Raw genomic sequence first — 25410 nt, 5'->3', positions numbered from 1 at the left:
AAAGCAATTCAGGCACACTTATTTACCCAGTGCCTGAATTGCTTTCTTGCTTTTTAGGAATATTTATTCTTGTAATTAGAAAGATTAGGCCAGCTTTAATCAGGTATGCAGTTGATTACGTTTCAGTATAAACTGCATTAAATGATCAATAGGATGCTGCATGATTTTGCCTACGCTGATGCCATGATCGGCGCATAAAGCTTTTAATTCATCATTAAAAAAGTAGGCAATGGAACCTACAAAATGGCAGTTATATTGGTGATATTCAGGATAAGACTGAATATTGGTTTTGATAAACTCCAGCAAACCCTGCCTGATTAAACTTTGTCCGTATTCGGTATGCCGTATAGCACTTAAAAACTTGGCAAAAGAAGCCAGGTAAGAGTTAGCCCCACGTTTTAAATATACATTTTTAATAACGGCATCTTTGTTAGGCTTAAAGGTCGTTTCAAAGGCCTCTTGAATCTCCGCAGGCATGTTACCATACAGGTAATCCGTAATCAGTATTTTGCCAAACCACGTACCCGACCCTTCATCACCCAATACAAAACCCAGCCCATGTTTACCATCATGCGTTTCCTCACCATCAAAAAAGGTAATATTTGAACCGGTACCTAATATGCAACAAAGCCCTTTATGGTGCCCGCAGGTGGCATAAGCCGAACCCAGCATATCGCTATCTACACTAATAAAAGCTTTGGGGTAAATTTGGCTGAGTGCGTTCGACACAATCTCTCGACGGTCGGGGCTGGAGCAACCCGCACCAAAAAAATAGATTTCTTCAACCTGCATATTCAAAGCCGCCATTTGTGGCGCTTGTTCTTGAATAATGCGGGCAATTTCTTTATCGGTCAGAAAATAAGGGTTCAGGCCACCTGTGTTGTATTTAACCGGCTCTTGGTCAGCCACGGCCAGTAACCAGTCGGTTTTTGAAGATCCGCTGTCGGCTACTAAAATCATGCGCTTAGCTCTTCCAGTATTTTTTGAGTAAGTGGTTTATGAATAAATTGCGTGATATATTTATTCTGGCTGGAACGTTTAACATCTACCGGATCAAGAGAAGAGGAGAGCATAAAGATTTTTCCGGCACTTTTATACTGACCTTCCAGCTTATCATACTCCTGCAAAAACTCAAACCCGTTCATCATTGGCATCCGTAAATCTAAAAAAATTACATCCGGCCGCAGTTCACCCTTTTTAATATGCTGAATAGCCTCGGTGGCAGACTGATGCACAACTATTTTTTCTGCAAAGTGACTGCTTTCCAATAGCCGCCGCGTAACGAAATTATCAATGTAATTATCGTCAATGAGCAGACAAGTTTTATAGTTCGAAGACATCAATCTCAAATTTAGGCGTTTACCAACAAAAAACAAATTACCACAAAATTATTCTAAACTAATAGAGCTGGTAATTTGCTTGAGCATAATTTCAGCCATCTTAGATTGATATTGTGCATTGAAGAATACGGATTCCGCCTCCAAATAGTTTCGTTGCGCTTCTCTTATTTCTAAGGGTGTAATGGTGCCTAAACGGTATTTTTCAAGTGATATGCTTAAACTTTTGCGGGTAAGCTCTACGTTTAACTGGCCTAATTTAATCAAATCTATACCCGAAAGGTAGCTACTAAATAGTGTATTAATTTGTGCATTTATGTTGTTCTTGGCTTGTGCATAATTGAGGTCTGCATTGTCAATTTGCAACTTGGCATTACGTTCACGCCGCCATTGGTTAAAGCCATCAAAAATATTAATACTTGCAGCCAAGCCATAATTTAACCCGTTAGAACGTTGTACACGGGCAAAGCCTGCAGGTGTATTACTGTTGTTAAAACTATAACCTGATGTTACTGATACTTGCGGATAGCGGGTTGAACGTATAGATCTTAAATTTAACTGCGCTATACGTTCCAGTATAGAAGCCGACAGGATAGTAGGGTTTTGAACTTGTGCCTGGTTAATTACATCAGCCAAGATGATATGGTTATCTACCAGAATAGTGTCAGATACAGAAAAATCCGTTTGCGGATCGCGAACTAGTAAACGATTTAGCTCAATTTGCCCTGATTTAAACTGCTGTATCTGGCTTACCAGGGTAGCAGTATCAGTATTTAAAGCTACCTGTGCGTTGTACACCTCTAGCCTGGATACTGAACCTACATTGAATTTATCATTAGCATAGCGCAACTGGGTACGTGAAATATCAATTACGCCCTGCAATGCTTTTATCTGCTCATTTTGATTAATCAGGTTGTAATAAGCGTTCATTACATTAGCTACCGTTTGCTGCACTGTATCCCGCAGCCTCACATCACCCAACTCACGGCGTTGTTTCAGGACATTGTAAGTAGCAAACATGTTTAACCCGTCAAATATGGTCCAGTTTAGATTAACCCCATAATTGCTGCCGGTATTATTGGCATTGTTAATACGGGTAATGGTACTATCGGCCCGGGTTTGTGTAGTGCTTTGTACACTATTGCTTAAGCTATAGTTGCCTGTAATGGTAGGCAGCATTCGGGCGTTACCTGGCGTAACGTTATTTTTAGCTATAGTGGCATTATTTTGCGATAGCTGTATGTTGTAATTGTTTCTTAAGGCAATAGCCACAGCATCCTGTAAAGAAAGGTAGGGTGCGGAAGGCTTATTTTGTGCTTTCACCTGAAATGACAAAGCCAGGCAACAAAAAACAAGGTAAATATTACGGAGTATCTTCATTTCGGGGCTTACAGGTTTTCAATCAACAGCGGTTTCTTTTCAGGTACAGGGGTTTCTTCAGGCTCATCATCAGGGTTGTGGCGCACTTTGGCTGCAAACAATACGTACATCATCGGAATCACATACAGCGTAAGCACCAGCGAGAACATCATGCCACCCATAATTACAATACCTAAGGATACACGGCTTTTAGCACCAGCACCCAAAGCAAACGCAATAGGAACGGCACCTAAAACTACGGCCAAGCTGGTCATCAAAATAGGGCGGAGGCGAGCAGTAGCAGCTTCTACAACCGCTTCGTACTTAGCCAAGCCATGTTCCATGCGTTGGTTGGCAAATTCTACAATCAAAATACCGTTTTTAGTTACCAGCCCTACCAGGGTAATCATACCAATTTCGCTAAAGATGTTCAAGGTTTGATTAAACAACCATAACGACAGGAACGCACCGGCAATAGCGAGTGGCACGGTAAGCATTACAATAACCGGGTCAACAAAGCTTTCAAACTGCGCAGCCAACACCAGGTAGATGAGCAACAAGGCAAAGCCAAAAGCGAACAAAATATTGGATGAACTTTCAGCATAATCTCGCGATGGGCCGCTCAGGGCTGTACTGAATGTTGGGTCAAGCATTTTCTTGGCTATGCGCTGCATTTCGGCAATACCATCACCTACCGTATGGCCCGGTGAAAGACCAGCCTGAACCGTAGCTGATTTATATCGGTTAAAGTGATAAATAGCCGGCGGGGTAGCATTTTCTGCTATTTTAACTACGTTATCTAACTGTACCAAGTTGCCTTTGGTGCTGCGCAGGTAAACTGATTTTAAATCGAGCGGCTGGTCTCGGTTGGCGCGGTCAACCTGGGCTATAACCTGATATTGCTTACCATTGATTAAAAAGTAAGCCAAACGTCCAGAACTATAATACAACTGCAAGGTTTGTGCAATACTTTGTACCGATACGCCCAAATCACGTGCCCGGTCGCGGTCGGTAGTAATACTCAGCTGGGGCTTAGTAAATTTCAGGTTCACATCGCTGCTTGAAAAAACAGGGCTTTTGGCTACTTCGGCAAAAAACTGCGGCAGCACTTTACGTATCTTTTCAAAATCCTGATTTTGAATAACAAACTGTACCGGTAATGAGGTACGTGAACCACTACCACCACCACTAATAGTTTGCTCCTGAACTACAATAGCTCGGGCATCAGGATAACGACTCAACTTTTTGGATAACCAATCGGCTATTTGCTGCTGGCTACGGCTCCGCTCATCAGGTGGTACCAAACCAACACGACCAAAGCCGGAGTTAGCCGAACCGCCACCACCACTACCGGGCGATATAACCGATATATTTACGTTTTCTTCAGGGATAGAGTCGCTAACTAATTGCGATACCCGATCCATATACTTGGTCATGAACTCGTACGAAGCACCTTCAGAGCCAGTCACCTGAAAACGCAACAAACTACGGTCATCTAACGGCGCCAATTCAGAAGGAATAACTTTTACTAAAATACCAATCAAGATGAATGAGGCCACCAAGATTACTACAGATACCCATTTGCGCTTCATGAAGCTTACCAGCGTTTCGGTGTAAGCATTAGTCATCTTCACGAAGAACGGCTCAGTCCACTCGTAAAAACGTGATTTCTTCTGATTTTTACGAATAAGCTTTACGTTCAGCATTGGTGTTAACGATAATGATACGAAAGCAGAGATTAATACCGCACCGGCTACTACTACCGCAAACTCGCGGAATAATCGCCCGGTAAAACCTTGTAAGAACACGATAGGCAAAAACACAGCTGCCAGCGTTACCGATGTGGAAATTACCGCAAAAAATATCTCGGCCGAGCCTTCAAAAGCAGCCTTACGGATTTCCATTCCTTCCTCAATCTTTTTATATATGTTTTCGGTAACCACAATACCATCATCCACCACCAAACCTGTTGCCAGTACAATGCCTAGTAGGGTAAGGATGTTGATAGAGAAATTAAAAACATACATAATAAAGAATGCCCCGATCAATGATACCGGAATATCAATTAACGGACGGAAAGCAATCAGCCAGTCGCGGAAGAATAGGTAAATAATGATAACCACCAGCACAAACGATACGGCTAGTGTTTCTTCCACCTCCTCGATAGACTGATTGATGAACTTGGTATTATCGAGCGCTACCTTTAATTGAATATCAGGTGGTAAATCTTTTTTAATCTGTTCTAAACGCTTGTAAAAATCTTTGGCAATCTGCACGTAGTTGGCACCAGGCTGCGGCACTACCGCCAAACCTACTTCAGGCACGCCTGACTCTTTCAAAGCCGTTTCCTCATTGGCAGAACCCAACACAGCATACCCTACATCGCTGAAATGGATAACCCGGTTACTGTCTGACCGGATAATCAAATTATTAAAATCCTTTTCGGTTGAAAGTTTACCTAAGGCACGTACTACCACCTCGGTGTTATTACCCTCAATTTTACCGGCAGGTAACTCTACGTTTTCCTCGTTCAGTGCAGCACTAATATCTGTAGCCGTTAAACCTAAGGCTGATAATTTGTTAGGGTCAATCCAAAGGCGCATAGCATACTGGCGCTGACCCTGTATGTTAATCTGGCTTACGCCTGGAATAGTTTGTAGCCCTTCCTGCAATACGTTTTCCGCATAATCATCAATCTGCGTAATATTGCGGGTATTACTGCTAACGGTTAAAGTAATAATGTTATCGGCGTTGGCATCTGCCTTGGTAACTACGGGTGGCGCATCAATATCCTGAGGCAACTGGCGTTGCGCTTGCGATACTTTGTCGCGAACGTCGTTAGCCGCTGTTTCCAGATCGGCATCCAAATTAAACTCTACCGTAATGTTACTTGAACCTACGGAACTGGTTGACGAAATATTACGGATTCCCTGTACCCCATTAATCGCTTTTTCAAGCGGCTCAGTAATCTGCGATTCGATTACATCGGCATTGGCGCCCGAATAGCTGGTGGTTACGGTAATAATAGGCGGATCGACTGATGGAAAATCCCGGATACCTAAAAACTTGTAGCCGATAACACCGAACACCACGATAACAACTGACATTACCGTGGCCAGTACCGGCCTTTTTATACTGGTTGAGGATAAACTCATGAATGCTTATTTAGTTATTGAATAACTTTTACAATTTTTAATGGCACATCAGGGCGCATCTGGATGATACCTGACACAATTAAGCTATCGCCTGGGTTTAAGCCCTCCGTAACTTCGATGCGAGTATCTGTACGCAAATCTGTTTTTACCGAACGTGGTTCAGCTTTGCCGTTATGTGCAATGTAAACCTTGCTCGATTTCAAATCGGGCAATACACATTCGGTAGGTACCATAATCGTTTTAGGTATTTGATCAAGCGTGAGGTTAATTTTAGCAAAACCGCCCGCTGTAATTTCATTGTTGGGGTTAGGTGCTTTAGCCCGCACCGTAATGGTGCGCGAATTCTGATCAACCGCCGGGTCGATAGCATAAACCGTAGCCGAATAGCTTTTGCGTGAACTGGCTATGTTAAAGCTTACTTTACTACCGGGCTTAATTAATGGTTTGTAGCGTTCAGGCACCGAAAAGGTAATCTTCATTGGGTCGGTGCTTACCAGGGTAGCAATAGGAGTAGCTGCCGACAGGTAAGTACCCGGACTTACATTACGTAAACCAATAACTCCGCTAAACGGCGCCGTAATTTCAGTTTTGGCTATCTGCGCCCTGATTACGTCACCCTGCGCTTTCAATGAATTGTAAGAAGACAAAGAAGTATCATACTCCTGCTTACTTACCGCTTCTTTTTGTAATAAAACACGACTACGGTATTCATTCTCTTTAGCCAATGCTACCTGATAGGCATTTTGCTTCAATGAAGCCAGTAAATCTTGGTTATATACCTTAACCAGCACCTGACCTTTTCTTACTCGGCTCCCTTCCTGAAAGTATATTCCGGTAATATTGCCTGCAGTCTGACTAATCAGGTTTACTTTTTCGTTGGCATCAATAGTACCGGTCAGGTCAATATTATTATTAACGCTCGTATCTTTTACAATCATCAGCCTAACAGGCACCGGACCGTTCTTCTTTTTGCCGCCTTTAGCGCTGCCGCCACCGCCACCAGCTTGCGCCTGACCATCTTTGGCATTGCCATGCAATTTGTTATATACCAGGTAACCTATTAATAAAGCAATAACAAGGTAAACAATGTATCTGATTCTCATAAAAGTTTAATGGTTACCGTTATACGGTTTTAGTAAAGTTAAAAGCTGCTTTTGTAAACTATTATTCATGGCATGTGGGTACTACAAGGTAACTTGTGTACTTAGCTTAATTTGCAAGGTTTATAAATTAACATTAATGGGCTATAAGGTAACTAATACAACCAGAGTGATAAAGTTGAACGTTGAACGGCAAAATTACAGGCTTGCTTATAATCAACCCTGTATGTATCAACCATGTTACACCCATTGTTTTACACCGGCTATATTAAGCACTTTTATATTTTCTTTAATTTGCCGGCATGAAAATAAAGGGTTCTTTGATTGTTATTTTATTTTATCTATTCTCTATGACTGCTGTTGATAGCCAAGCGGCCAGTGCTGCTCAAATTTATTATACGGTTACCTTCCCTGAAGCACAAGCCCATTATGCCGATATTGAAATGCGTATCAGCGGCCTTGCACAAAACCAACTGAACCTGAAACTACCGGTTTGGACGCCCGGCTCTTACTTAGTACGTGAGTTTTCCAAAAACATTGAATCACTTAGCGCTGCTACTAACGGCAAGCCTGTTGAGGTAACTAAAACCCGCAAAAACATCTGGCAAATAAATACCCAAGGGTTAACGGATGTTACCGTAAAATACCGGATATATGCCTTTGAAATTTCGGTACGTACCAGCTTTATTGATGCTTCCCGTGGCTTTTTATCTACCTCAGGTATGTTTTTGTACCCTGACGGAATGCTGCACCAACCCTCTACCATTCATATTACCCCTTATAAAAACTGGAGCAAAGTATCTACCAGTTTGGAAATGGTAAACAACGATCCATTCACCCGGTATTCACCCGACTATGATATTCTGTTTGATTCGCCTATCGAGGTGGGTAACCAAGACATCTTTACGTTTGATGCAGGCGGTGTAAAGTATGAGGTAGCCATGGTAAACCAAGGCAATTACGACAAAGAGCGTTTAAAAAAGGACATGGCTCATATTGTCGAACTGGAAACAGCCATTTACGGTGAAAACCCCAATAAACATTACACCTTCATTGTACAAAATTATGCCAAAGGCGGTGGCGGCATTGAACACCTTAGTTCAACTGTATTGGGTGCAGCCCGCAATGCCTATGGCACCGAAACTGGTTATCAAGGATTTTTAGCCTTGGTAGCGCACGAGCATTTTCATTTATGGAATGTAAAACGTTTGCGCCCTATAGCTTTAGGGCCGTTTGATTATGATAACGAAAATTATACTACCGACTTATGGATAGCCGAAGGCTTTACGGCTTATTATGACAACATGATAGTACACCGCACCAAGCTGTACTCTACCGAAAATTATCTCGGCGTGTTGGCTGCCGATATTAATACGGTAGAAAATCAACCTGGCGCTAAAGTACAACCACTGTCACAATCAAGCTTTGATGCCTGGATTAAATCTTACCGTCCGGACGAAAACTCTATTAATACCACGATATCTTACTACAACAAAGGCTCATTGATTGCCATGATGCTGGATTTGGAAATTATTAACGATACCAAAGGCGCACAATCATTAGATGACGTAATGCGGTATATGTATCAGGAGTATTATAAAAATAAAAAGCGTGGTTACACTGATGCTGAATTTAAACAAGCGCTTGAAAAATTTGCAGGCCGTAACCTGGATGATTTCTATAAAAAATACATTAACGGCTTAGCTGATATCGATTACAATCACTATCTAGGTTACGCCGGCTATCAAGTGGTTAATGATTATGCCAATACCAACAACCCAACTTTAGGCATCAAAATGGTCAGCTTTAATGGTCGGCTTAAAGTAGCTGCTGTGTTGCGGGGTTCGGCCGCCTGGATAGATGGAATTAACGTAAATGATGAACTTATGGCTATTGACGGAAACCCTATTACCGATGCAAACAACCTTTTGCCCGGCAAACATGTAGGCGACAAAGTTACCGTAAGCTTGCTGCGCGATGGCCTACCTATGGAAGTACCCATAACCTTACTGAAAGACCAGCAAGTAAAATACCGGATCATTTCGGTAAACAACGTGACGCCACAGCAATTAACTGTAAGAAACAAGTGGCTTAAAAATTAATACAGTATTCAAAATAGTATAGTAACTTATCTGAGCAGGGTACCGTAAACATGGCCCAAACCAGATAAGTTATCTATGAAAGCTTTATTTTTTCTGGCTGCAGCTGTGTCTATTATAATTTGGGGAATAAGCGTATTTGCTTACGGTGCTACCGATCTAATTCATTCACTTATAGCGTTTGCAGTCATTTTCGTTATGATGGGCGTTATGAAACCTGAGCAAGCTACCCTGTCTGCAGCTCAAAAACAAGTATTTTAAGCCAAGCATCCTTTCATATAATGTTTGCGGCAGTTAAGCCACAAACATTATATATCCTTGTTCGTTATTATCCCGTTCATTTCCATCTTATCATGAAAAAACTTTCATTGTGGCTTTTGCTGCTATTAAGCACGTTTGTAGCTTTTGGTCAAAGCAAAATGGCTTGTTGCCAGAAAACCGAACCGAGTGCTACCCGGCGCTTTGCTATGCTGGCTTCTAATCCGCAGTTTCGTATGGCGCACCTGAATCCGGTACGTATTCGGTTTCAAAGCAGTATTGGCCACGCCATTACTTACAAAACTGATGATGGCACTACGGCTAACGCATACGAGTTAAAAGCGAAAAAGCCTACTCGTAATTATTTGCTAGTTATACATGAGTGGTATGGTTTAAATGATTTTATTAAGCGTGAATCGGAAAAGCTGTATAATGATTTAGGCAATGTAAACGTAATTGCCTTAGATTTATATGATGGCAAAGTAGCCGATAACCGTCAGGATGCCGGTAAATACATGCAGGCTGTAAAAGAAACCCGTGCACAGAGTATTATTAAAGGTGCTATCGCTTACGCTGGCTCGCAGGCTCACCTTGCTACTTTAGGCTGGTGCTTTGGCGGAGGCTGGAGCTTACAAACTGCCCTGATAGCTGGTAAAAAAACCGTAGCTTGTGTAATGTATTACGGCATGCCTGAACAGAATGTAGATCGGTTAAAAACTTTAAACTGCGATGTGCTGGGCAACTTTGCCAACAAAGACCAGTTCATCAACACCAAAGTAGTAGCCCAGTTTAAAGAAAACATGGAGAAAGCCGGTAAAAAGCTGTACCTGCACCAGTTTGATGCCGACCATGGCTTTGCTAACCCTAGTAATCCTATTTACAATAGCGAAGCTACCAAAGAAGCTTATGGCTATACACTGACTTATTTAAAGTCCCGTTTAAAATAATTTAACCCGCTGTAAACATAAATTACAAAAGGCAGGCTATAAGCCTGCCTTTTTTGCATAACATTGCACACAAAATAGTACGATATAGTTTTGACAGGTACGGCTAAAAAATGGGTATCATGGTTGGTTAAGGCCGTTATACTGGTACTGGCATTTACGTTTATTTACCGGCGGCTCAGCAATAACCAGGAGCTTAAGCAATTTACAGCGCTTATTACTACAGTAAGCCGTACAAAAGCAATACTGATATTAACGCTGATTTCCCTGCTCATGATAGTTAACTACTGGTTTGAGGCTGTTAAATGGCGTTATTTAACCAGTAAGTGGGCGCCTATCACATTATGGCAAAGCATTGAATCAGTTTTTTGCGGGTTAACACTGGCTATTTTCACGCCTAACCGTTGGGGCGAGTTTGGGGGCCGTGTAATGTTTTTACCCCCGCGCCGGCGCATACATGGTGTATTTGCTATGGCCGTAGGCACCTTTGGGCAACTGGTTATTACCAGCGTGGTAGGTTCAGCCTCATTGCTGTGGTTTATTTATTATTTTTTACCAGTGAAGCACTGGCTGTATATTGGTTTACTGACTATTGGGGCAGGCTTTATTATCCTAATGCTGATTTTCTATTTTAATGTAAGATGGATGGTCTCTCTATTCAACAGCATTCCGTTTCTAAAAAAATACCACCGCTTTTTTGATGTCATGAAGCGGTACCGATTTCCGGAGTTGTTACGCATTATGGGTTATTGCCTTATTCGGTTTGCTACCTATTCTTTTCAGTACTACCTGATTATTCATTTGCTGCTGCCCGAAATTCCGATATTTAAAATCTTGCTGCTGATCTTTTCCTTTTTCTTTATTCAGTCGGTATTACCTACTATTGATGTGGTGGATATTAGTGTGCGTGGCGCCACAGCCGATACGTTGTTTGAGCATGTTACCCAGCAGCATATTGTAATTATTGCCGCTGTAGCACTGGTTTGGCTAACCAACATCATTGTGCCGGCCATATTAGGTTCTGTATTTGTTTTAAAATTGAAATTCTTTGATAACGCTGTATAGTTATATTTCCCTGTTGCTTACAGGCATTTACCTGTTTGTTTTGGTTTATTTGATTAAAGGATGGGCCGCATTACGCCGCCCTGCTCTGAAAACCGATGCACCGGTTACGAAAATAACCTTAATGATTGCGGCCCGTAACGAGGAAGAAAATATCGCTCATACTATTGAGGCTGTTTTAGCGCAGGATTACCCTAAGCACCTACTGGAAGTTATTATTGTTGACGATCACTCTACCGATCGCACAGCAGAAATTATTCGCAGCTATGCCCCGCAAGGTATTAAGCTATTGCAGATGAATGAGGCCGAAAGACTGAACTCTTACAAAAAGAAAGCTATTACAGAAGCCATTGCCCTATCTACCGGCGACTTGATGGTAGCTACTGATGCCGATTGCCACATGGGTCCACAATGGCTAAGTACCGTAGTAGGCTACTTTGAAACTTACAATCCGGTCATGATTTCATCGCCGGTTACGTACTTTAAAGAAGTCTCTTTGTTTGAACGCCTGCAAACATTAGAGTTTTCTTATTTAATTGGCATTGGGGCAGCCTTTATTGGTAACGGACGGGCATCTACCTGCAATGGAGCTAACTTGGCTTACCGTAAAGATGTTTTTTATGAGGTGGATGGCTTTAAAGGTATTGACGATGTAGCCTCAGGCGATGACGAGTTGCTGCTGCAAAAAATAGCCGAACGTTATCCTGGGCGCATAGGTTTTCTGAAACACCGTGAAGCTATTGTGTATACGCAAGCCAAGCCTAATCTGAAAGAGTTTTTACAGCAGCGCCGCCGTTGGGCTTCCAAGTCTACCAAATACAAAGATAAAAAGGTGGTAGGCTTGGCGGTAAGTATCTGGTTATTCAACCTTACTGTATTGGTTAATGCCTGCCTCAGCTTTTACAAATTGTACTTTTTTGAACTCTTTTGCATTCAGCTGTTTTTTAAATACTTGTTTGAGGCCGCATTTTTGTTGCCTATAATGCGCTTTTTTAAACGCACCGGCTTATTGATACTGCTTATTATTTTGTCGCCTATTCATATCCTGTATTTTGTATATGTAGGTTTGATAGGCAATACTCGAAAGTATGCCTGGAAGGGACGGGTAGTACGTTAACAACCTATTGGCTTAACTTTTAATTGGTTATTGATGTAATGCTTCTAAGGCTTGAGCAACCGCTTGTAACAAGTCTCTTTTCAGCTGACTGCCTTTGCTTTCTACCTGTTCGGGACTAATCAGCGCCCGATAGTTTCGTTCCTCATCGGGTTCAAAAAGTACCGGTATACCGTTAACATTCACCTCTATCCGGTATATATAGCCTGATAAAATCAAACGCGACTCAAACTCTAAATCCTCATTCCGGTAAGGTACGGTTAGCAAGAAAACATCATCCATAATATACAGTGAAGCAAACGGGCTGCCAATTATTCACTCATATTAGTTATGCACAACTTACGTTCAATTTTAATCGCGCTTAAGTTGTGCATAACCTTAAAACAGTAAAGGGCTGTTGATTTATAATTTGTATAGTACACCCCAGCCTGTACAAGCATCCCACCCCTTACCAGCACTGTAGCCTGTTTTTTTGCTAGTAGTTTTATTATCACCGCTGGTTACATCATGGCAAAAGCTACTGGCATTAGCGTACAATTGCGCATGTATAAAACCTACTGGTTTCTTCTTTTGCTCGTTAATTCTGGCTATCAGGCCTGCCATTAAAGGCGCTACAGCACTGGTGCCACCTATTACCATTTGCTGTCCATCTACCAGTACTTTATAGCCCGTGTTCGGGTCGGCATCAGCAGCTACGTCAGGAACACCCCGGCCTTTAAATTGGGTATCAATAGCAACCGGCACATTGGCTTTTTGCTGATAATCGGGTAAAGCAAAATAATCACTCACGCCTCCGCCTGTAGCCGAATCTGCCGACTCGTGCCAAACCGTTTCAGAAGTAATTTCATTATTGCTGGCCACCAGCTTGGTACCGCCGCAAGCCAGCACATAAGGGCTGGAAGCCGGAAAATCTACATGTACCTTACCATCCGTTTCACCATCTCTTGAACCACTATCACCGGCAGCCACGCAAATCGTAACGCCTAAGGCAGCAGCTGTTTTAAAAGCTTCGTTAAAGTTATCTAAAGCCTGTTTAGTCCAGTTTACTTCGGCAGAGCCCCAACTAATCGATATAACCGACGGTTTGTTTTGTGTATCGTGTATAGCTTTGGTAATAGCATCCAAAAAACCCTGATCGGTGTTGGGCGCAAAATAAACAGCAATGGTAGCGCCGGGTGCTACTGCGCCGGCTACTTCAATATCCAGCATCACCTCACCATCGGCCCCATCAGCAGTTGAAGGATTGTTTTTACCACCATCAACCGCTATGGCTTTTACAGATGGCACTTTTATACCTAAGCCTTTGAAATAATTGGTAATATCTGCTGTACGAAAACCGCCACCTAGTTCAATAATAGCAATGCACTGTCCATTTCCGGTTACACCGGCCGGGAAGCCATAAATAGTAGCCAGCTGATCGGGCGTAAAAGCCTGGGGAGCGGCAGCATGCGATACAATTTTATCCTGCTGTTTAGCCACCTGAAACATAGGCCGGGCAATAGGCCGGTTATCTAAACCGAACACACCGGCAATTATATTTTCCAGGTTAGATGGAATGTGTACTTCATCAGTTAAGGCTCGGAACTGACCAGCTTCTGTTTGATAACCTTTTAATTCTACCTGAAATGCTTCTTCGAAATCGCTGATTTTGCCGGTTAATATTACACTGCGTCGGGCTAAATTAACATCTGCGGTTGTTAAATGATAGCTTTGAGCAAAAGCTTCTATGGCATCCACATCTTTGGTTGAAGCCGCATAACTTCGCTCATAAGTAGTCCGGGTAATCTGGTGGCTGGTAAATGACTCGACAGGCAACTGCTTTTTGCGTCGCAACCTTACGGTTACTTCAATAGTTTGTTCTTTATCCAGATCGTGCAGGGGTTCACCAGAGGATATTTCTTTGTAGCTTCCGGCTAATTTAATGTGGGATGGCTTTTTCATAGCTGCATATTTACCTTTTAGTTAATAGTAAATAACCCGATAGTTAAATAAAGTTTTACCACATAGCAGTATTAATTATTGCGGTCTGTTTTTCATATATTCAAGCCCGAAACAATGGTGCATCCTAAGCAAATTTTCTCAGGCATGCACCTAATCAACAAACCATTAAAGTTAACTTTTTTACGGCGAAACATAACTTATCTCACAGTAGTATAAGTACTTACCTAATTGATTCACTAAAATGAAATGCCCGAAATGCAAAAAGGAGTTCAGCGACCGAATTCCGCGTAGCTTTTTAGTTAAAAACGCATTATTCTTTTTACCCCTTCGTCGTTATTTCTGTGATAAATGCTTATCCCGAAAACATATCTGGATCAGGCAGCGAGATGTTGAACAGGTTAAATCATTAAGGCATAGTTAAAGCTTCAGCATAGCTGATCCTCTTTGCAGCTAAAAACAAACTATAAGCCGTTTTATGAGTTAAGGGGATAAAGCAGCTTCATCTTGAAAACGAATTCATCCACTCCATTAACCGGCCGCCTGAAATGGGTAGAGCACATTGCTGCACTGATGGATGATCGTTTCCGAATACCGGGCACACAGTTCCGCTTTGGCTTAGATCCCATTCTGAATCTTATTCCGTTTGCTGGTGATGTATCAGGATTTGTTGTAGCCGCAGCACTGGTATGGGTAATGGCCCGCCATGGTGTAAGCCGTAAAGTATTAATCTTAATGGCCGTTAGTATTTGCCTGGATGCCCTGATTGGCGCTATACCTTTAGTAGGGCAAATTTCAGATTTTTATTTCAAAGCCAACACCCGCAACATCAAACTACTGAAAGAGCATTATGAAGAAGGCCGGCATCAGGGTAGCGGAACCGGCGTGCTTATTCTTATTTTCCTGCTATTATTTGCCTTTTTCGCCTTGTTTATTTTCCTGCTATACCATGTTGCTCTTTGGGTAAAAAGCTGGTTTTAACCTAGCTAAAATGATTATTTATCCACAATTACTGTTATAACAAGGCTGGTTAACAACTTTTTTTTTCTAATCAACCCAAATGAGCGATATTGAGCCGGCTAATCTATATACATGCCAGCTTCTACAGATTACACCCCGGCTCAACGCACTTGGCAGCTTTTCAGGCGCAACAAAGCAGCCTTAGCCGGTTTGGCTATCATTATCATCACCGTACTGGCGGCCTTGCTGGGCTATCTTATCATGCCTGATAATACGCCTGCGGCCAATAATATGTCGTTGCGGCTTAGCTTGAAAAAACCGGGCACTACTTTCCGGCTACTGCGCCTGCGTAGGCCAGAAAAAATAGATACCGTAAACCTGCTTACCCAAATGCTTTACGGCCAACCATCTCCCTATCAAGATATCCCTATCACAAGTTGTCACTTTACAAACGATTCCGTTATTGTTCAGGAGTATGTAAGTGCCGAAGATAAGCCAGAACGTAAAGCCTACAACATATTTGAGGTAGTAACCGGACATCCTCCCACTTATAAGAGCGGGCAAGTTACCGTATGTAATTCCAACAAGCACTGTTATACATTCTCAATCAATCCGGCTCTTTATGAACGTTTTAGAACTACTATTCAATCAGAAAACCTATCTACAAAAACCTTCTGGCTGGGTACGGATATTTACGGCCGCGATTTATTAAGCCGGTTAATTTTAGGGGCACGCATATCCTTATCAGTAGGTTTAATGGCTGTGCTCATCAGCTTGCTGATTGGGGTTAGCATAGGAGCCATAGCCGGCTATTACGGCGGCTGGATTGATGCCGGGCTAAGCTGGCTCATGAATATTTTGTGGTCGTTACCTGCTTTACTACTAGTTATAGCTTTATCATTCGCTTTGGGAAAAGGGCTTTGGCAAATATTTATAGCAGTGGGTCTGTCTATGTGGGTGGAAGCTGCCCGGGTGGTACGTGGTCAGGTGATCAGCTTAAAACAAGCCGAGTACATTGAGGCCGCCCGTGCATTAGGTTATACACAAACCCGCATTATCATTCGGCATATTTTACCTAATATTGCAGGACCAGTACTGGTTATAGCTGCCTCAAATTTTGCTTCGGCTATTTTGCTGGAAGCAGGTTTAAGTTTTTTAGGTTTTGGCGCCCAACCGCCCGTACCTACCTGGGGAGGCATGATACGTGAACATTATGGATATATTATTATGGATGCCGCTTATTTAGCTGTATTACCGGGTTTAGCTATCATGCTGATGGTTTATGCTTTCAATCTGGTTACGGTAGGCCTGCGTGATGCCTTCGACATAAAATCACAAAATATCCGCTTATAGAATATTTTTTCTATTTTAGAACTTCCAAGAATACGATGCAGACTATTGAAGAAGGCTCAGGCGAAGACGAACTTATTAAATTGTTACTCAAACGGCAGTGGGAGCTCAACTCTCTGCTCGAGGTAACACAAGCTATCAATAAGAATACGTCGGCCCCGGTTTTGATTCAAATGCTGGAGGTTATCCTGAAAAACTATCTGCACATAGGCAAGCTGAGGTTTTTGGTAGAAAGGCAGGGAGCGTTTGTTTGCGTATCTAAGTACGGGGGCAATTTTGAAACCGTACCTGTACTATATAAAGCCTGCCTGCAGTTAAAAAAAGTAAAGATACCTACCGCACTGGCCGGCCATGCCGACCGACTACTGAGCAGCTACAGCTATTTCATTCCCATTTATCATAAAGGTAAAGCACTGGCTTATGCCCTGATTGGTGATTTTAACCTATCGGGCGAAATGCTGAGTAATGACTTGAACTTTATCCAAACGCTGATTAATGTAATTGTAGTAGCGTTAGAAAACAAAAAGCTGTTCAGGGAACGTTTACAGGCCGAACGCTTACAACGCGAGTTGGAATTGGCAGCCGAGGTGCAGAACATGTTGATACCGGTTAAGGTTCACAAAGACAAAGCAGTAGAACTAGGCGCTAAATATTTGCCGCACCAGGATATTGGTGGTGATTACTTCGACTTTTTCCGACTGAATGATCAGGAGTTTTTATGGTGTATTGCCGACGTATCGGGTAAAGGTATATCGGCCGCGCTTTTAATGGCTAACTTTCAGGCCAGTTTGCGAGCATGGGCTACAGTTGATGATGATTTATCAAACGTGGTAAGGCGGCTTAATACTATTGTTATCAAGAATACTAAAGGCGAGCGGTTTATTACTTTGTTTTTAGCGAAGTATAATGAATCTACCCGCAAGCTTACCTACATCAATGCCGGGCATACACCTTCTATTTTACATACTGGCAATACCACCCTGCCGTTACGCGCCGGTACTACCATGATTGGTGTTTTTGAGGAGCTTCCGTTTTTAAACCAGGGAGAAACGATAGTTGACCCTGGCAGTTTGCTATTCAATTATACAGATGGTTTAATGGATTATGAACTGAATAAAAACGATCATTGGGATGAAGACACTTTAATTGAGTTTGTAAAAGACTACAGCCATTTATCGGCCGACAAGTTTAATCAGGTACTCATGGATCACCTGAACCGTATTATACGGGGTCGCCGTATTGACGATGTCACATTGCTTACGCTTAAATTCTGCTAAAATTATTGATGCTGCAATCTAGATATCAGCATCATTTGCTTGAGGCTGGCTGCGATGAGGCAGGCCGTGGTTGCCTGGCCGGACCAGTATTTGCCGCAGCCGTTATTTTACCGGCAGATTTCACCCACCCGCTGCTTACCGACTCTAAACAACTTACCGAAACTGAACGCTATCAATTACGGCCCGAAATTGAACAGCAAGCACTGGCTTATGCAGTAGCCTCAGCCAGCCCTGCCGAAATTGATGAGATTAATATCCTGAATGCTTCTTTTCTGGCTATGCACCGGGCCATTGAAGGGCTGGTGCCTCAACCTGAGTTTTTAATTATTGATGGCAATCGGTTCAAGCCTTACGCCAACATACCGCACCAATGTTTAGTTAAAGGTGATAGCCGTTATTATAGCATTGCGGCCGCTTCGGTACTGGCCAAAACCTACCGTGATGATTATATGCAGCAACTGGCAGCCGAGTATCCGCAGTATGATTGGGCCAGTAATAAAGGTTACGGCACAGCACGGCACCGGGCTATGCTGGTGCAACACGGACCATCTCCACACCACCGCCGTACATTTCGCGTGAAAAGTCAGCAGCTGAACATTTTTTAACGATAGCTTGTATAAGGGGTTTCGGGATATTAAATTTGCTATCACCACTTATACAACCTGTGAAAATTCTGCTGCTTACACATTTGACGCCTTTTCCGCAAAACAGCGGATATCCTATTGTAGTAGGCAATACTATTCAGGGCTTGGTTGATTCAGGTCACCAGGTTACCTTATTTTCTCTTGATACTAAAAAACCAAACAAAGGCAACGATCCGAAAACGGATGCGCTGACCAGCCAGATACACTATTACTGTCATGAAACAGATACCAACGTATCGCCCGCGCAGGTAGCGCTAAGCTGGGTTAATGGCAAGCTTTTCATGATAGATCGATATTATGATGCGGAATTTGAACGCTTGCTGATTAAAGAACTGCAAAGCACCACTTACGATATTATCCAGTTTGAGGGTTTATTTGTAACGGCTTATCTGAATGCCGTACGTAAGGTTACTTCTTCTAAACTGTTATACCGGGCTCACCATATTGAGTACTTGGTTTGGGAACGGCTGGCCCAGCAGAAAAATGATCCGATAAAAAGGCTTTACCTGCGGCTCATGGCTAAACGCATTAAGAAATTTGAGCTGCAGCAACTGAAACGGTTTGATGCCGCTGCGGTATTTACCACGCAAGATAAAGACTTGCTGAACGGTCACCATCCGCAGCTACCGGTTGAAATCTTACCAGTGGGCCTGAACCTCACCCGTTACCAACCCAGTTGGGATAAAACCGAATTTCCGAGTTTATTTTTTTTAGGTGCTATGGATTGGATGCCCAACCGGGAAGGTATGGAATGGTTTCTGGATAATTTTGTGCAGGAACTTACGCAAGGCGATTTACGCGTTCGCTTTTATGTAGCCGGTAATGATATACCCGAGCGTTTTGACGATTACGAAGTAATGGGCAAAATTTACATCCAAGGCGAGGTAGATGACGCGCTGGAATTTGTAAACAGCAAAGCTATCATGATTGTGCCCCTGCTATCGGGCGGTGGTATGCGTGTAAAAATTGTAGAAGGCATGGCTATGCAAAAGTGCATCATCTCTACTTCCTTAGGAGCGGAAGGTATCAACTACAAGCACGGTGTTAATATCCTAATCGCTAACACGCGTGAAGAGTTTTTTAGGGCCATTAAGCGCTGTATATCTGACGAAAATTATTGTAAAGATATTGGCCATCATGCCCGCCTCCTGGTAGAAGAGCAACACAATGCGGCTTCTATTACCCAACGTTTGGTAACCTTTTATCAGCAGATGCTTTTAGCCTGATTTGGGCTAAATTTTATTACTTTTGCGCCCAACAAACTTCGGGCAATGAAAAATACTGCTTTAACTCCCATACACATTCAAGAAGGCGCCAAAATGGTACCTTTTGCCGGGTACAACATGCCGGTGCAATACGCTGGCATTAACGCCGAACATGATACCGTACGCAAAGCGGTAGGTGTATTTGATGTAAGCCACATGGGTGAGTTTATTTTAAAAGGCGAAGGTGCCCTTAATCTTATTCAGCAAGTAACCAGTAATGATGCTTCCAAGCTGTATGATGGTAAGGTGCAATACTCTTGCTTGCCTAACGAGCAAGGCGGTATTGTAGATGACTTGCTGGTGTACCGCATTGACGAGAAAACCTATATGCTGGTGGTAAACGCCTCGAACATTGAAAAAGATTGGGAGTGGATCAGCAAATACAACAGCTATGGGGTAGAGATGAAAGATATATCTGACCGTACTTCGCTGTTAGCTATACAAGGCCCTAAAGCTACCGAGGCGCTGCAAAGCTTAACCGACATTGATTTGGCCTCGATGGAGTATTACACCTTCAAAAAAGGCACATTTGCCGGGATTGATAATGTATTGGTATCGGCTACCGGCTATACCGGAGCAGGGGGCTTTGAAATTTATTTTGATAACGAACACGCCGAACATATCTGGAAAGCCGTATTTGAAGCTGGCGCTCCATTCGGTATTAAACCTATAGGCTTGGGCGCCCGTGATACCCTGCGCCTGGAAATGGGCTTTTGCCTATATGGTAACGACATTGACGATACCACTTCACCACTGGAAGCCGGCTTAGGCTGGATCACCAAGTTCAGCAAACCCTTCACCAACTCCGAAGCTTTGCAGCAGCAAAAGCAACAAGGCATCAGCCAAAAGCTGGTGGGCTTTGAAATGGTAGAACGAGGCATTCCGCGCCACAACTATGAAATTGTAGATGCCGAAGGTAACAATATAGGCCGTGTTACTTCAGGTACCCAGTCGCCTTCACTGCAAAAAGCTATTGGCATGGGCTACGTTAATGCTACCTTTACCAAAGAAGGTTCAGAAATTTACATTAAAATTCGTGATAATAAAATAAAGGCTCAGGTAGTAAAACTACCTTTTGCTTCACAGCCTGCTAAAGCTGGCGCATAAGCACTTACTACAAAAAATGACTTACGTCATTGTACCATACGAAGCGACCGCTGATCTTTGCATAACTAACGTGCGCTGAGCAGAGGTCGCTTTGTATTTCACATTAGCGGCATTGGCCATTCATTATTATTTATGCAAAAAAACTGCCTTGAGGTTTGCCTTACCCCGGCTTTACTACCCTTATATAAAGTAGAAAATTATATTGTTGTTATCATCGACATCTTCAGGGCTACGTCATCTATCTGTTACGGTATTGAGAACGGGGCTGAAGCTATTATACCCGTATCAGAAGTAGAAGAATGTGCCGCTTATCGTGAAAAAGGATTGAACTACTTACTAGCTGCCGAACGCAACGGCGAAGTAGTGACTGGTTTTGATTTTGGCAACTCGCCGTTCGCTTACACACCCGAAAAGGTAGCTGGCAAAACAGTAGTACTTACCACTACCAACGGTACACATGCTTTGCACTTGTCACGCCAGGCTAAAAGAGTAGTTATTGGCTCGTTTTTAAATCTAACAGCACTATGCAACTGGCTGAAAACGCAGCACGATAATATTTTGCTGGTATGCGCCGGCTGGAAAAATAACTTCAACCTGGAAGATACTTTATTTGCCGGTGCCGTAATTGAACAACTAAAAGAACTGGAGTACAAGCTGGATGACCCTGCCATTGCGGCTAACGATTTATACCAATTAGGCAAACACGACATCAGCGACTATCTGAAAAAAACCTCGCATGGCGAACGCCTGCGCAAGCTGGGCATTACCGAAGATATTGCCTTTTGCATGCAGATTGATCTAACCACAGCCATACCTGTACTGGAAGGAGAGAAATTAACAAAGCTGCAAGATTAATATACTTGCAGCTTTATTGTTATTTATCAATCGGCACGTAGGGTTTTTACCGGATTGGTTAATGCTGCTTTGATAGATTGAAAGCTGATAGTTAATAAAGCGATCAGAATAGCCAATAAACCTGCGGCTACAAACACCCACCAATTAATGGTTATTCGGTAAGCATAGCCATCCAGCCACTGGTGCATACTCCACCAAGCTATCGGAAAGGCAATAATGGCGGCAATAATTACCAGTTGAATAAATTCTTTGGATAACAAAGTAGTAATACCCGCCACACTAGCACCTAATACTTTACGAATACCTATTTCTCTGTTACGCCTTTCGGCAGTGTAGGCGGCCAAACCAAACAGCCCCAGGCAGGAGATGACAATAGCCAAAGAGGCAAAAACACCGGAAAGCTTTCCGACCAATGCCTCACTTTTAAAACGCTGGTTAAACTGATCGTCAACAAAGTTATACACAAAGGGGTAGGCTGGTTCACTATTTTTCATAACACCTTCTATGCGGTTTAAGGCATTAGCTATATCAGCTTGTGGCTTAATACGGGCATAAATATACTTTGCTTCTGATGGCGTGCAGAAAAAAATAACCGGATCACTAGTACCGTACATATCGCCATATACAAAATCTTTAACTACGCCTACTACCGTAAAAGTTAAGGTTCGTGTTTCATTTACATCAGTCTGCATGGTTTTACCTAAGGCGCTTCCTTCACCCAATAGTTGTGCAAGAGATTCGGTGATGATGATATTGGTACTATCTGACTTACTATCCGTTTTAAAATCACGGCCTTCCTTTAACTTTAAATTCAGGGTCGGGATTAAGCCACTGTTCACATAACGGTAAGACATTAAGATTTCTTTATTCGGATCTTTACCTTGCCATCTAAATCCGGAACCATTATCACCGTCGCTTAGGGGATTGTAATCGCTTAAACCCAGGTTATCTATAACGCCGGTGTTCAGTAATTCCTGCTTTACCGCAGTAAAGTTGCGCACCGTAGTTGAATGAATATCTATCGCCACCAGGTTGTTGCGGTTATAACCTAATTCTCTGTTTTTTACATGCTGTATTTGCTGATAAATGATGATAGTACTAATAATAAGTGTTATAGATATGCTGAACTGTAACACCGCCAGCCCTTTCCGAACGTATTCTGGTCCGCTGCTTTTTACCTTGTGCCCTTTAAATATGGCAACCGGGTTAAAAGAGGAAAGATAAAAAGAAGGGTAACTGCCCGAAAACAAACCACACACCAAAGCAATAACCAGTAAAGCTGCCATGTGTACAGGTTTGAATACCTCTGCGGTTAACTGTTGCTGAACTAATTGGTTAAAGCCAGGCAACAGCAACACTACGATAATTACACTTAATATAACGGCTATTACCGACATCAGTAATGCTTCGCCAATAAATTGTGTAATTAGCCGGCTTTTAACGGCTCCTAGTACTTTGCGTACACCTACTTCTTTAGCTCGCTTTTCGCTACGGGCCGTAGCCAGATTCATGAAGTTGATGCAGGCGATCAGCAGTATAATCCAGGCGATAAAGGTGAACATACGGATATACTGAATGCGGCCTCCGGCTTGCTTCCCATTTTCAAAGCCCTGACGCAGGTGCCAGTCGTTCATGGAAAACAACAATGGCCGCGCAATAGCACCCGATGCTTTGGTTTGTATATAACCGTACAGTTGTTTGTTAACTGCATCCGGACTGGCTCCAGGCTGTAATTCCACGTAAGTGTTAACACTGTTGTTGCCCCACACTGCTAAATCGGCTATACGCTGCTTGTAAGTAATTTCGAAAGGAGCCAACCAGTCAAATTGCAGCGTAGAGTTAGATGGTACGTCCTTAATTACACCCGAAACTACGTAGCTGCGCTCATTATTTACTCTCAGCATTTTACCTACAGCTTGGTTTTCAGACCCGAAGAACTGCCTGGCCATTTTTTGGGTAATCACTACCGAGTACAACTCCCGAAAAGCAGTTTGAGCATTGCCCTGTACGAACTCGATAGTAAACATATTGAAAACAGAAGGATCAGCATATACGCCTTGTTCGTACAATGCCTTATCTCCCCGACTGAACAAAAAACGGGCATCATCCATACGGCAAGTGTTGGCAATGCCGGATATCTCCGTTTTCATAGCAGGCCCCATTGGAGCTGGGGTAGAACCAAAGGTACGCACGCTACCATCATACGCCTGATTTTCCATAATACGGTACAAGCGGTCGCGCTTGCTATATTGCTGATCAAAGCTGATCTCGTTCTCCACCCATAAAAAAATCAGACTGGCACAGGCAATGCCCATAGCCAAACCAAAAATATTTAGGAAACTATAAGTCTTATTTTTCCAAAGGTTGCGGAACAAAGTTTTAAAAAAGAGCTGAATCATAAATGAATGCTACTAGTTGCCAATTACACGATTAGAAAACTCTTTCCCAAGACAATGCCACCAATATAAACAATTACAAATCAACCAATTACATTAATATATATTAAGATTGTCTGTTCGCTTTTGATACAAGTAAGTGTCCGTTTACAGCGGATTGTACCCTTATTTTAGCTTTTCGTTGTTCCGATGCCGGTCGGCATCCCTGATGCTTTTCTTTTCCAGATTTTTCTCCAGTGCCTCCGTTAGATTAATGCCAGTTTGATTAGCCAGACATATCAGCACAAACAACACATCAGCCATTTCATCAGCCAGGTTTACTTCGGTATCAGATTTCTTGAAGGATTGTTCGCCATACTGCCGGGCCATAATGCGGGCTACTTCGCCCACTTCCTCCATTAAAATAGCGGTATTGGTCAGTTCATTAAAATAGCGGATACCCGTCGTGTTAATCCAGCGGTCAACCAGTTGCTGTGCTTCTTCAATCGTCATAAACACGAATGTCTCGAATTGAATCGAATTATACGAATGTGAGTCAACACTAATTATGCAAGCTGAATAGATTACAAAAATTCAAAGCATCATTTACTAAAAGATAACGTGCCTTATTTATACTTACCAATTCATATAATTCGCAATCATTCACGATTCTTCGTGTCCATAATGATAGTGACCGGCCCATCATTGACCAGGCTAATCTTCATATCGGCACCAAAAATACCAGTGGCTGTATCATGACCGGTCAAAGAGGTCAGTGTGGTAATCATCTGTTCATACAACGGAATGGCTTTATCAGGCTTAGCCGCACGAATAAACGAAGGTCGGTTGCCTTTTTTAGTTTGAGCGAACAGTGTGAACTGTGAAATCAGCAGAATACGACCGTCAATATCAGCCAGAGATTTATTCATCAATCCGTTTTCATCACCAAATACCCGCATGCCTACAATCTTCTGAGCCAGCCATTGCACATCTTCAATGGTATCAATATCTTCAATGCCTAGCAAAATCAAAAACCCTGTATTAATTTGGCCAGTAACCTGACCATCAACCGTGCAGGATGCACTGGTAACTCGTTGTAGTATAGCGCGCATTGTTAGAATTGAGAATATAGAATCAGGAATAAAGATGCAAAACCATTCGTAGAGATACAATGCTTTTCATCTCTTAAACCAACAAAAAAGCCACAAGAT

22 protein-coding genes are annotated in these 25410 nt (G+C 42.6%); 12 read left to right on the top strand and 10 right to left on the bottom strand.

Annotated features, from left to right (window positions below):
• Nucleotides 1-99: 99 nt before the first annotated feature.
• Genes HH214_RS11390 through HH214_RS11370 form a run of 5 tightly spaced genes read right to left on the bottom strand, consistent with a single transcriptional unit; the run spans nucleotide 100 to nucleotide 6954 of the window.
• Nucleotides 100-960, bottom strand: coding sequence for an N-acetylglucosamine kinase (locus tag HH214_RS11390; protein ID WP_169607750.1), 861 nt, complete (start codon nucleotides 958-960; stop codon nucleotides 100-102).
• Nucleotides 957-1340 (bottom strand): response regulator, encoded by a 384-nt coding sequence (locus HH214_RS11385; protein WP_169607749.1) that lies wholly within the window; start codon nucleotides 1338-1340, stop codon nucleotides 957-959. The genes HH214_RS11390 and HH214_RS11385 overlap by 4 nt, the downstream gene beginning before the upstream one ends.
• A 48-nt stretch (nucleotides 1341-1388) precedes the next feature.
• The gene (locus HH214_RS11380) at nucleotides 1389-2717 is read right to left on the bottom strand and encodes a TolC family protein (RefSeq protein ID WP_169607748.1); all 1329 of its coding nucleotides are present in this window, start codon (nucleotides 2715-2717) and stop codon (nucleotides 1389-1391) included.
• A gap of 8 nt (nucleotides 2718-2725) precedes the next feature.
• Complete coding sequence (locus HH214_RS11375) at nucleotides 2726-5851, bottom strand: efflux RND transporter permease subunit (protein ID WP_169607747.1); 3126 nt, start codon at nucleotides 5849-5851, stop codon at nucleotides 2726-2728.
• Nucleotides 5852-5865: 14 nt separating this feature from the next.
• Complete coding sequence (locus HH214_RS11370) at nucleotides 5866-6954, bottom strand: efflux RND transporter periplasmic adaptor subunit (RefSeq protein WP_169607746.1); 1089 nt, start codon at nucleotides 6952-6954, stop codon at nucleotides 5866-5868.
• 347 nt (nucleotides 6955-7301) lie between these two features.
• Here HH214_RS11370 and HH214_RS11365 point away from each other — a divergent pair, with 347 nt between their 5' ends.
• The 5 genes from HH214_RS11365 to HH214_RS11345 all read left to right on the top strand — a co-directional run bounded on the left by HH214_RS11365 (nucleotide 7302) and on the right by HH214_RS11345 (nucleotide 12431).
• The gene (locus HH214_RS11365; protein WP_248282079.1) at nucleotides 7302-9053 is read left to right on the top strand and encodes a M61 family metallopeptidase; all 1752 of its coding nucleotides are present in this window, start codon (nucleotides 7302-7304) and stop codon (nucleotides 9051-9053) included.
• Between the two features lie 75 nt (nucleotides 9054-9128).
• Complete coding sequence (locus tag HH214_RS11360; RefSeq protein WP_169607744.1) at nucleotides 9129-9311, top strand: hypothetical protein; 183 nt, start codon at nucleotides 9129-9131, stop codon at nucleotides 9309-9311.
• Between the two features lie 92 nt (nucleotides 9312-9403).
• Nucleotides 9404-10255 (top strand): dienelactone hydrolase family protein, encoded by an 852-nt coding sequence (locus HH214_RS11355; protein ID WP_169607743.1) that lies wholly within the window; start codon nucleotides 9404-9406, stop codon nucleotides 10253-10255.
• A 90-nt stretch (nucleotides 10256-10345) separates the two neighbouring features.
• A complete protein-coding gene (locus HH214_RS11350; protein ID WP_169607741.1) occupies nucleotides 10346-11317 on the top strand; it encodes a lysylphosphatidylglycerol synthase domain-containing protein in 972 nt (323 codons plus the stop codon).
• Nucleotides 11301-12431 (top strand): glycosyltransferase family 2 protein, encoded by a 1131-nt coding sequence (locus HH214_RS11345; protein ID WP_169607740.1) that lies wholly within the window; start codon nucleotides 11301-11303, stop codon nucleotides 12429-12431. Before HH214_RS11350 ends, HH214_RS11345 begins: the two co-directional genes overlap by 17 nt.
• Before the next feature lie 27 nt (nucleotides 12432-12458).
• On the opposite strand, the gene HH214_RS11340 is transcribed toward HH214_RS11345, so the two are convergent.
• Both HH214_RS11340 and HH214_RS11335 read right to left on the bottom strand, forming a co-directional pair.
• Nucleotides 12459-12710, bottom strand: coding sequence for a hypothetical protein (locus tag HH214_RS11340; protein ID WP_169607738.1), 252 nt, complete (start codon nucleotides 12708-12710; stop codon nucleotides 12459-12461).
• Nucleotides 12711-12830: 120 nt separating this feature from the next.
• Nucleotides 12831-14369 carry a S53 family peptidase gene (locus HH214_RS11335; RefSeq protein ID WP_169607736.1) on the bottom strand — a complete coding sequence of 513 codons (1539 nt, stop codon included), beginning with the start codon at nucleotides 14367-14369 and terminating at the stop codon, nucleotides 12831-12833.
• Nucleotides 14370-14873: 504 nt separating this feature from the next.
• Between HH214_RS11335 and HH214_RS11330 the strand changes: the two genes are divergently transcribed.
• From HH214_RS11330 to HH214_RS11300, 7 genes are all read left to right on the top strand, one after another.
• Nucleotides 14874-15347, top strand: a complete 474-nt coding sequence (locus HH214_RS11330) for a DUF4112 domain-containing protein (protein ID WP_169607734.1) — start codon at nucleotides 14874-14876, stop codon at nucleotides 15345-15347.
• A 111-nt stretch (nucleotides 15348-15458) separates the two neighbouring features.
• Nucleotides 15459-16679, top strand: coding sequence for an ABC transporter permease (locus HH214_RS11325; RefSeq protein ID WP_169607732.1), 1221 nt, complete (start codon nucleotides 15459-15461; stop codon nucleotides 16677-16679).
• A 35-nt stretch (nucleotides 16680-16714) separates the two neighbouring features.
• Entirely contained in the window at nucleotides 16715-17953 is a 1239-nt protein-coding gene (locus HH214_RS11320; protein WP_169607730.1) for a PP2C family protein-serine/threonine phosphatase, read from the top strand.
• Between the two features lie 8 nt (nucleotides 17954-17961).
• Nucleotides 17962-18558, top strand: a complete 597-nt coding sequence (locus HH214_RS11315; RefSeq protein ID WP_169607728.1) for a ribonuclease HII — start codon at nucleotides 17962-17964, stop codon at nucleotides 18556-18558.
• A gap of 59 nt (nucleotides 18559-18617) precedes the next feature.
• Nucleotides 18618-19823 (top strand): glycosyltransferase family 4 protein, encoded by a 1206-nt coding sequence (locus HH214_RS11310; RefSeq protein WP_169607727.1) that lies wholly within the window; start codon nucleotides 18618-18620, stop codon nucleotides 19821-19823.
• Nucleotides 19824-19868: 45 nt separating this feature from the next.
• A complete protein-coding gene (gene gcvT / locus HH214_RS11305) occupies nucleotides 19869-20969 on the top strand; it encodes a glycine cleavage system aminomethyltransferase GcvT (RefSeq protein WP_169607725.1) in 1101 nt (366 codons plus the stop codon).
• 132 nt (nucleotides 20970-21101) lie between these two features.
• Complete coding sequence (locus HH214_RS11300; protein ID WP_169607723.1) at nucleotides 21102-21824, top strand: 2-phosphosulfolactate phosphatase; 723 nt, start codon at nucleotides 21102-21104, stop codon at nucleotides 21822-21824.
• 26 nt (nucleotides 21825-21850) lie between these two features.
• Here the strand turns inward: HH214_RS11300 and HH214_RS11295 are convergent, their stop codons facing one another.
• From HH214_RS11295 to dtd, 3 genes are all read right to left on the bottom strand, one after another.
• Nucleotides 21851-24223: an ABC transporter permease gene (locus tag HH214_RS11295; protein WP_169607721.1), complete on the bottom strand. Its 2373-nt coding sequence runs from the start codon at nucleotides 24221-24223 to the stop codon at nucleotides 21851-21853.
• Between the two features lie 162 nt (nucleotides 24224-24385).
• Nucleotides 24386-24712 (bottom strand): nucleotide pyrophosphohydrolase, encoded by a 327-nt coding sequence (locus HH214_RS11290; protein WP_169607720.1) that lies wholly within the window; start codon nucleotides 24710-24712, stop codon nucleotides 24386-24388.
• Nucleotides 24713-24858: 146 nt separating this feature from the next.
• Nucleotides 24859-25311 (bottom strand): D-aminoacyl-tRNA deacylase, encoded by a 453-nt coding sequence (gene dtd, locus HH214_RS11285; RefSeq protein WP_169607718.1) that lies wholly within the window; start codon nucleotides 25309-25311, stop codon nucleotides 24859-24861.
• Nucleotides 25312-25410 lie beyond the last annotated feature (99 nt).

Source organism: Mucilaginibacter robiniae (assembly GCF_012849215.1).
GTDB classification, from domain to species: Bacteria; Bacteroidota; Bacteroidia; order Sphingobacteriales; family Sphingobacteriaceae; genus Mucilaginibacter; species Mucilaginibacter robiniae.
Note: the sequence above shows the minus strand (reverse complement) of the source record. Positions and strands in the feature narration are given on the sequence as shown.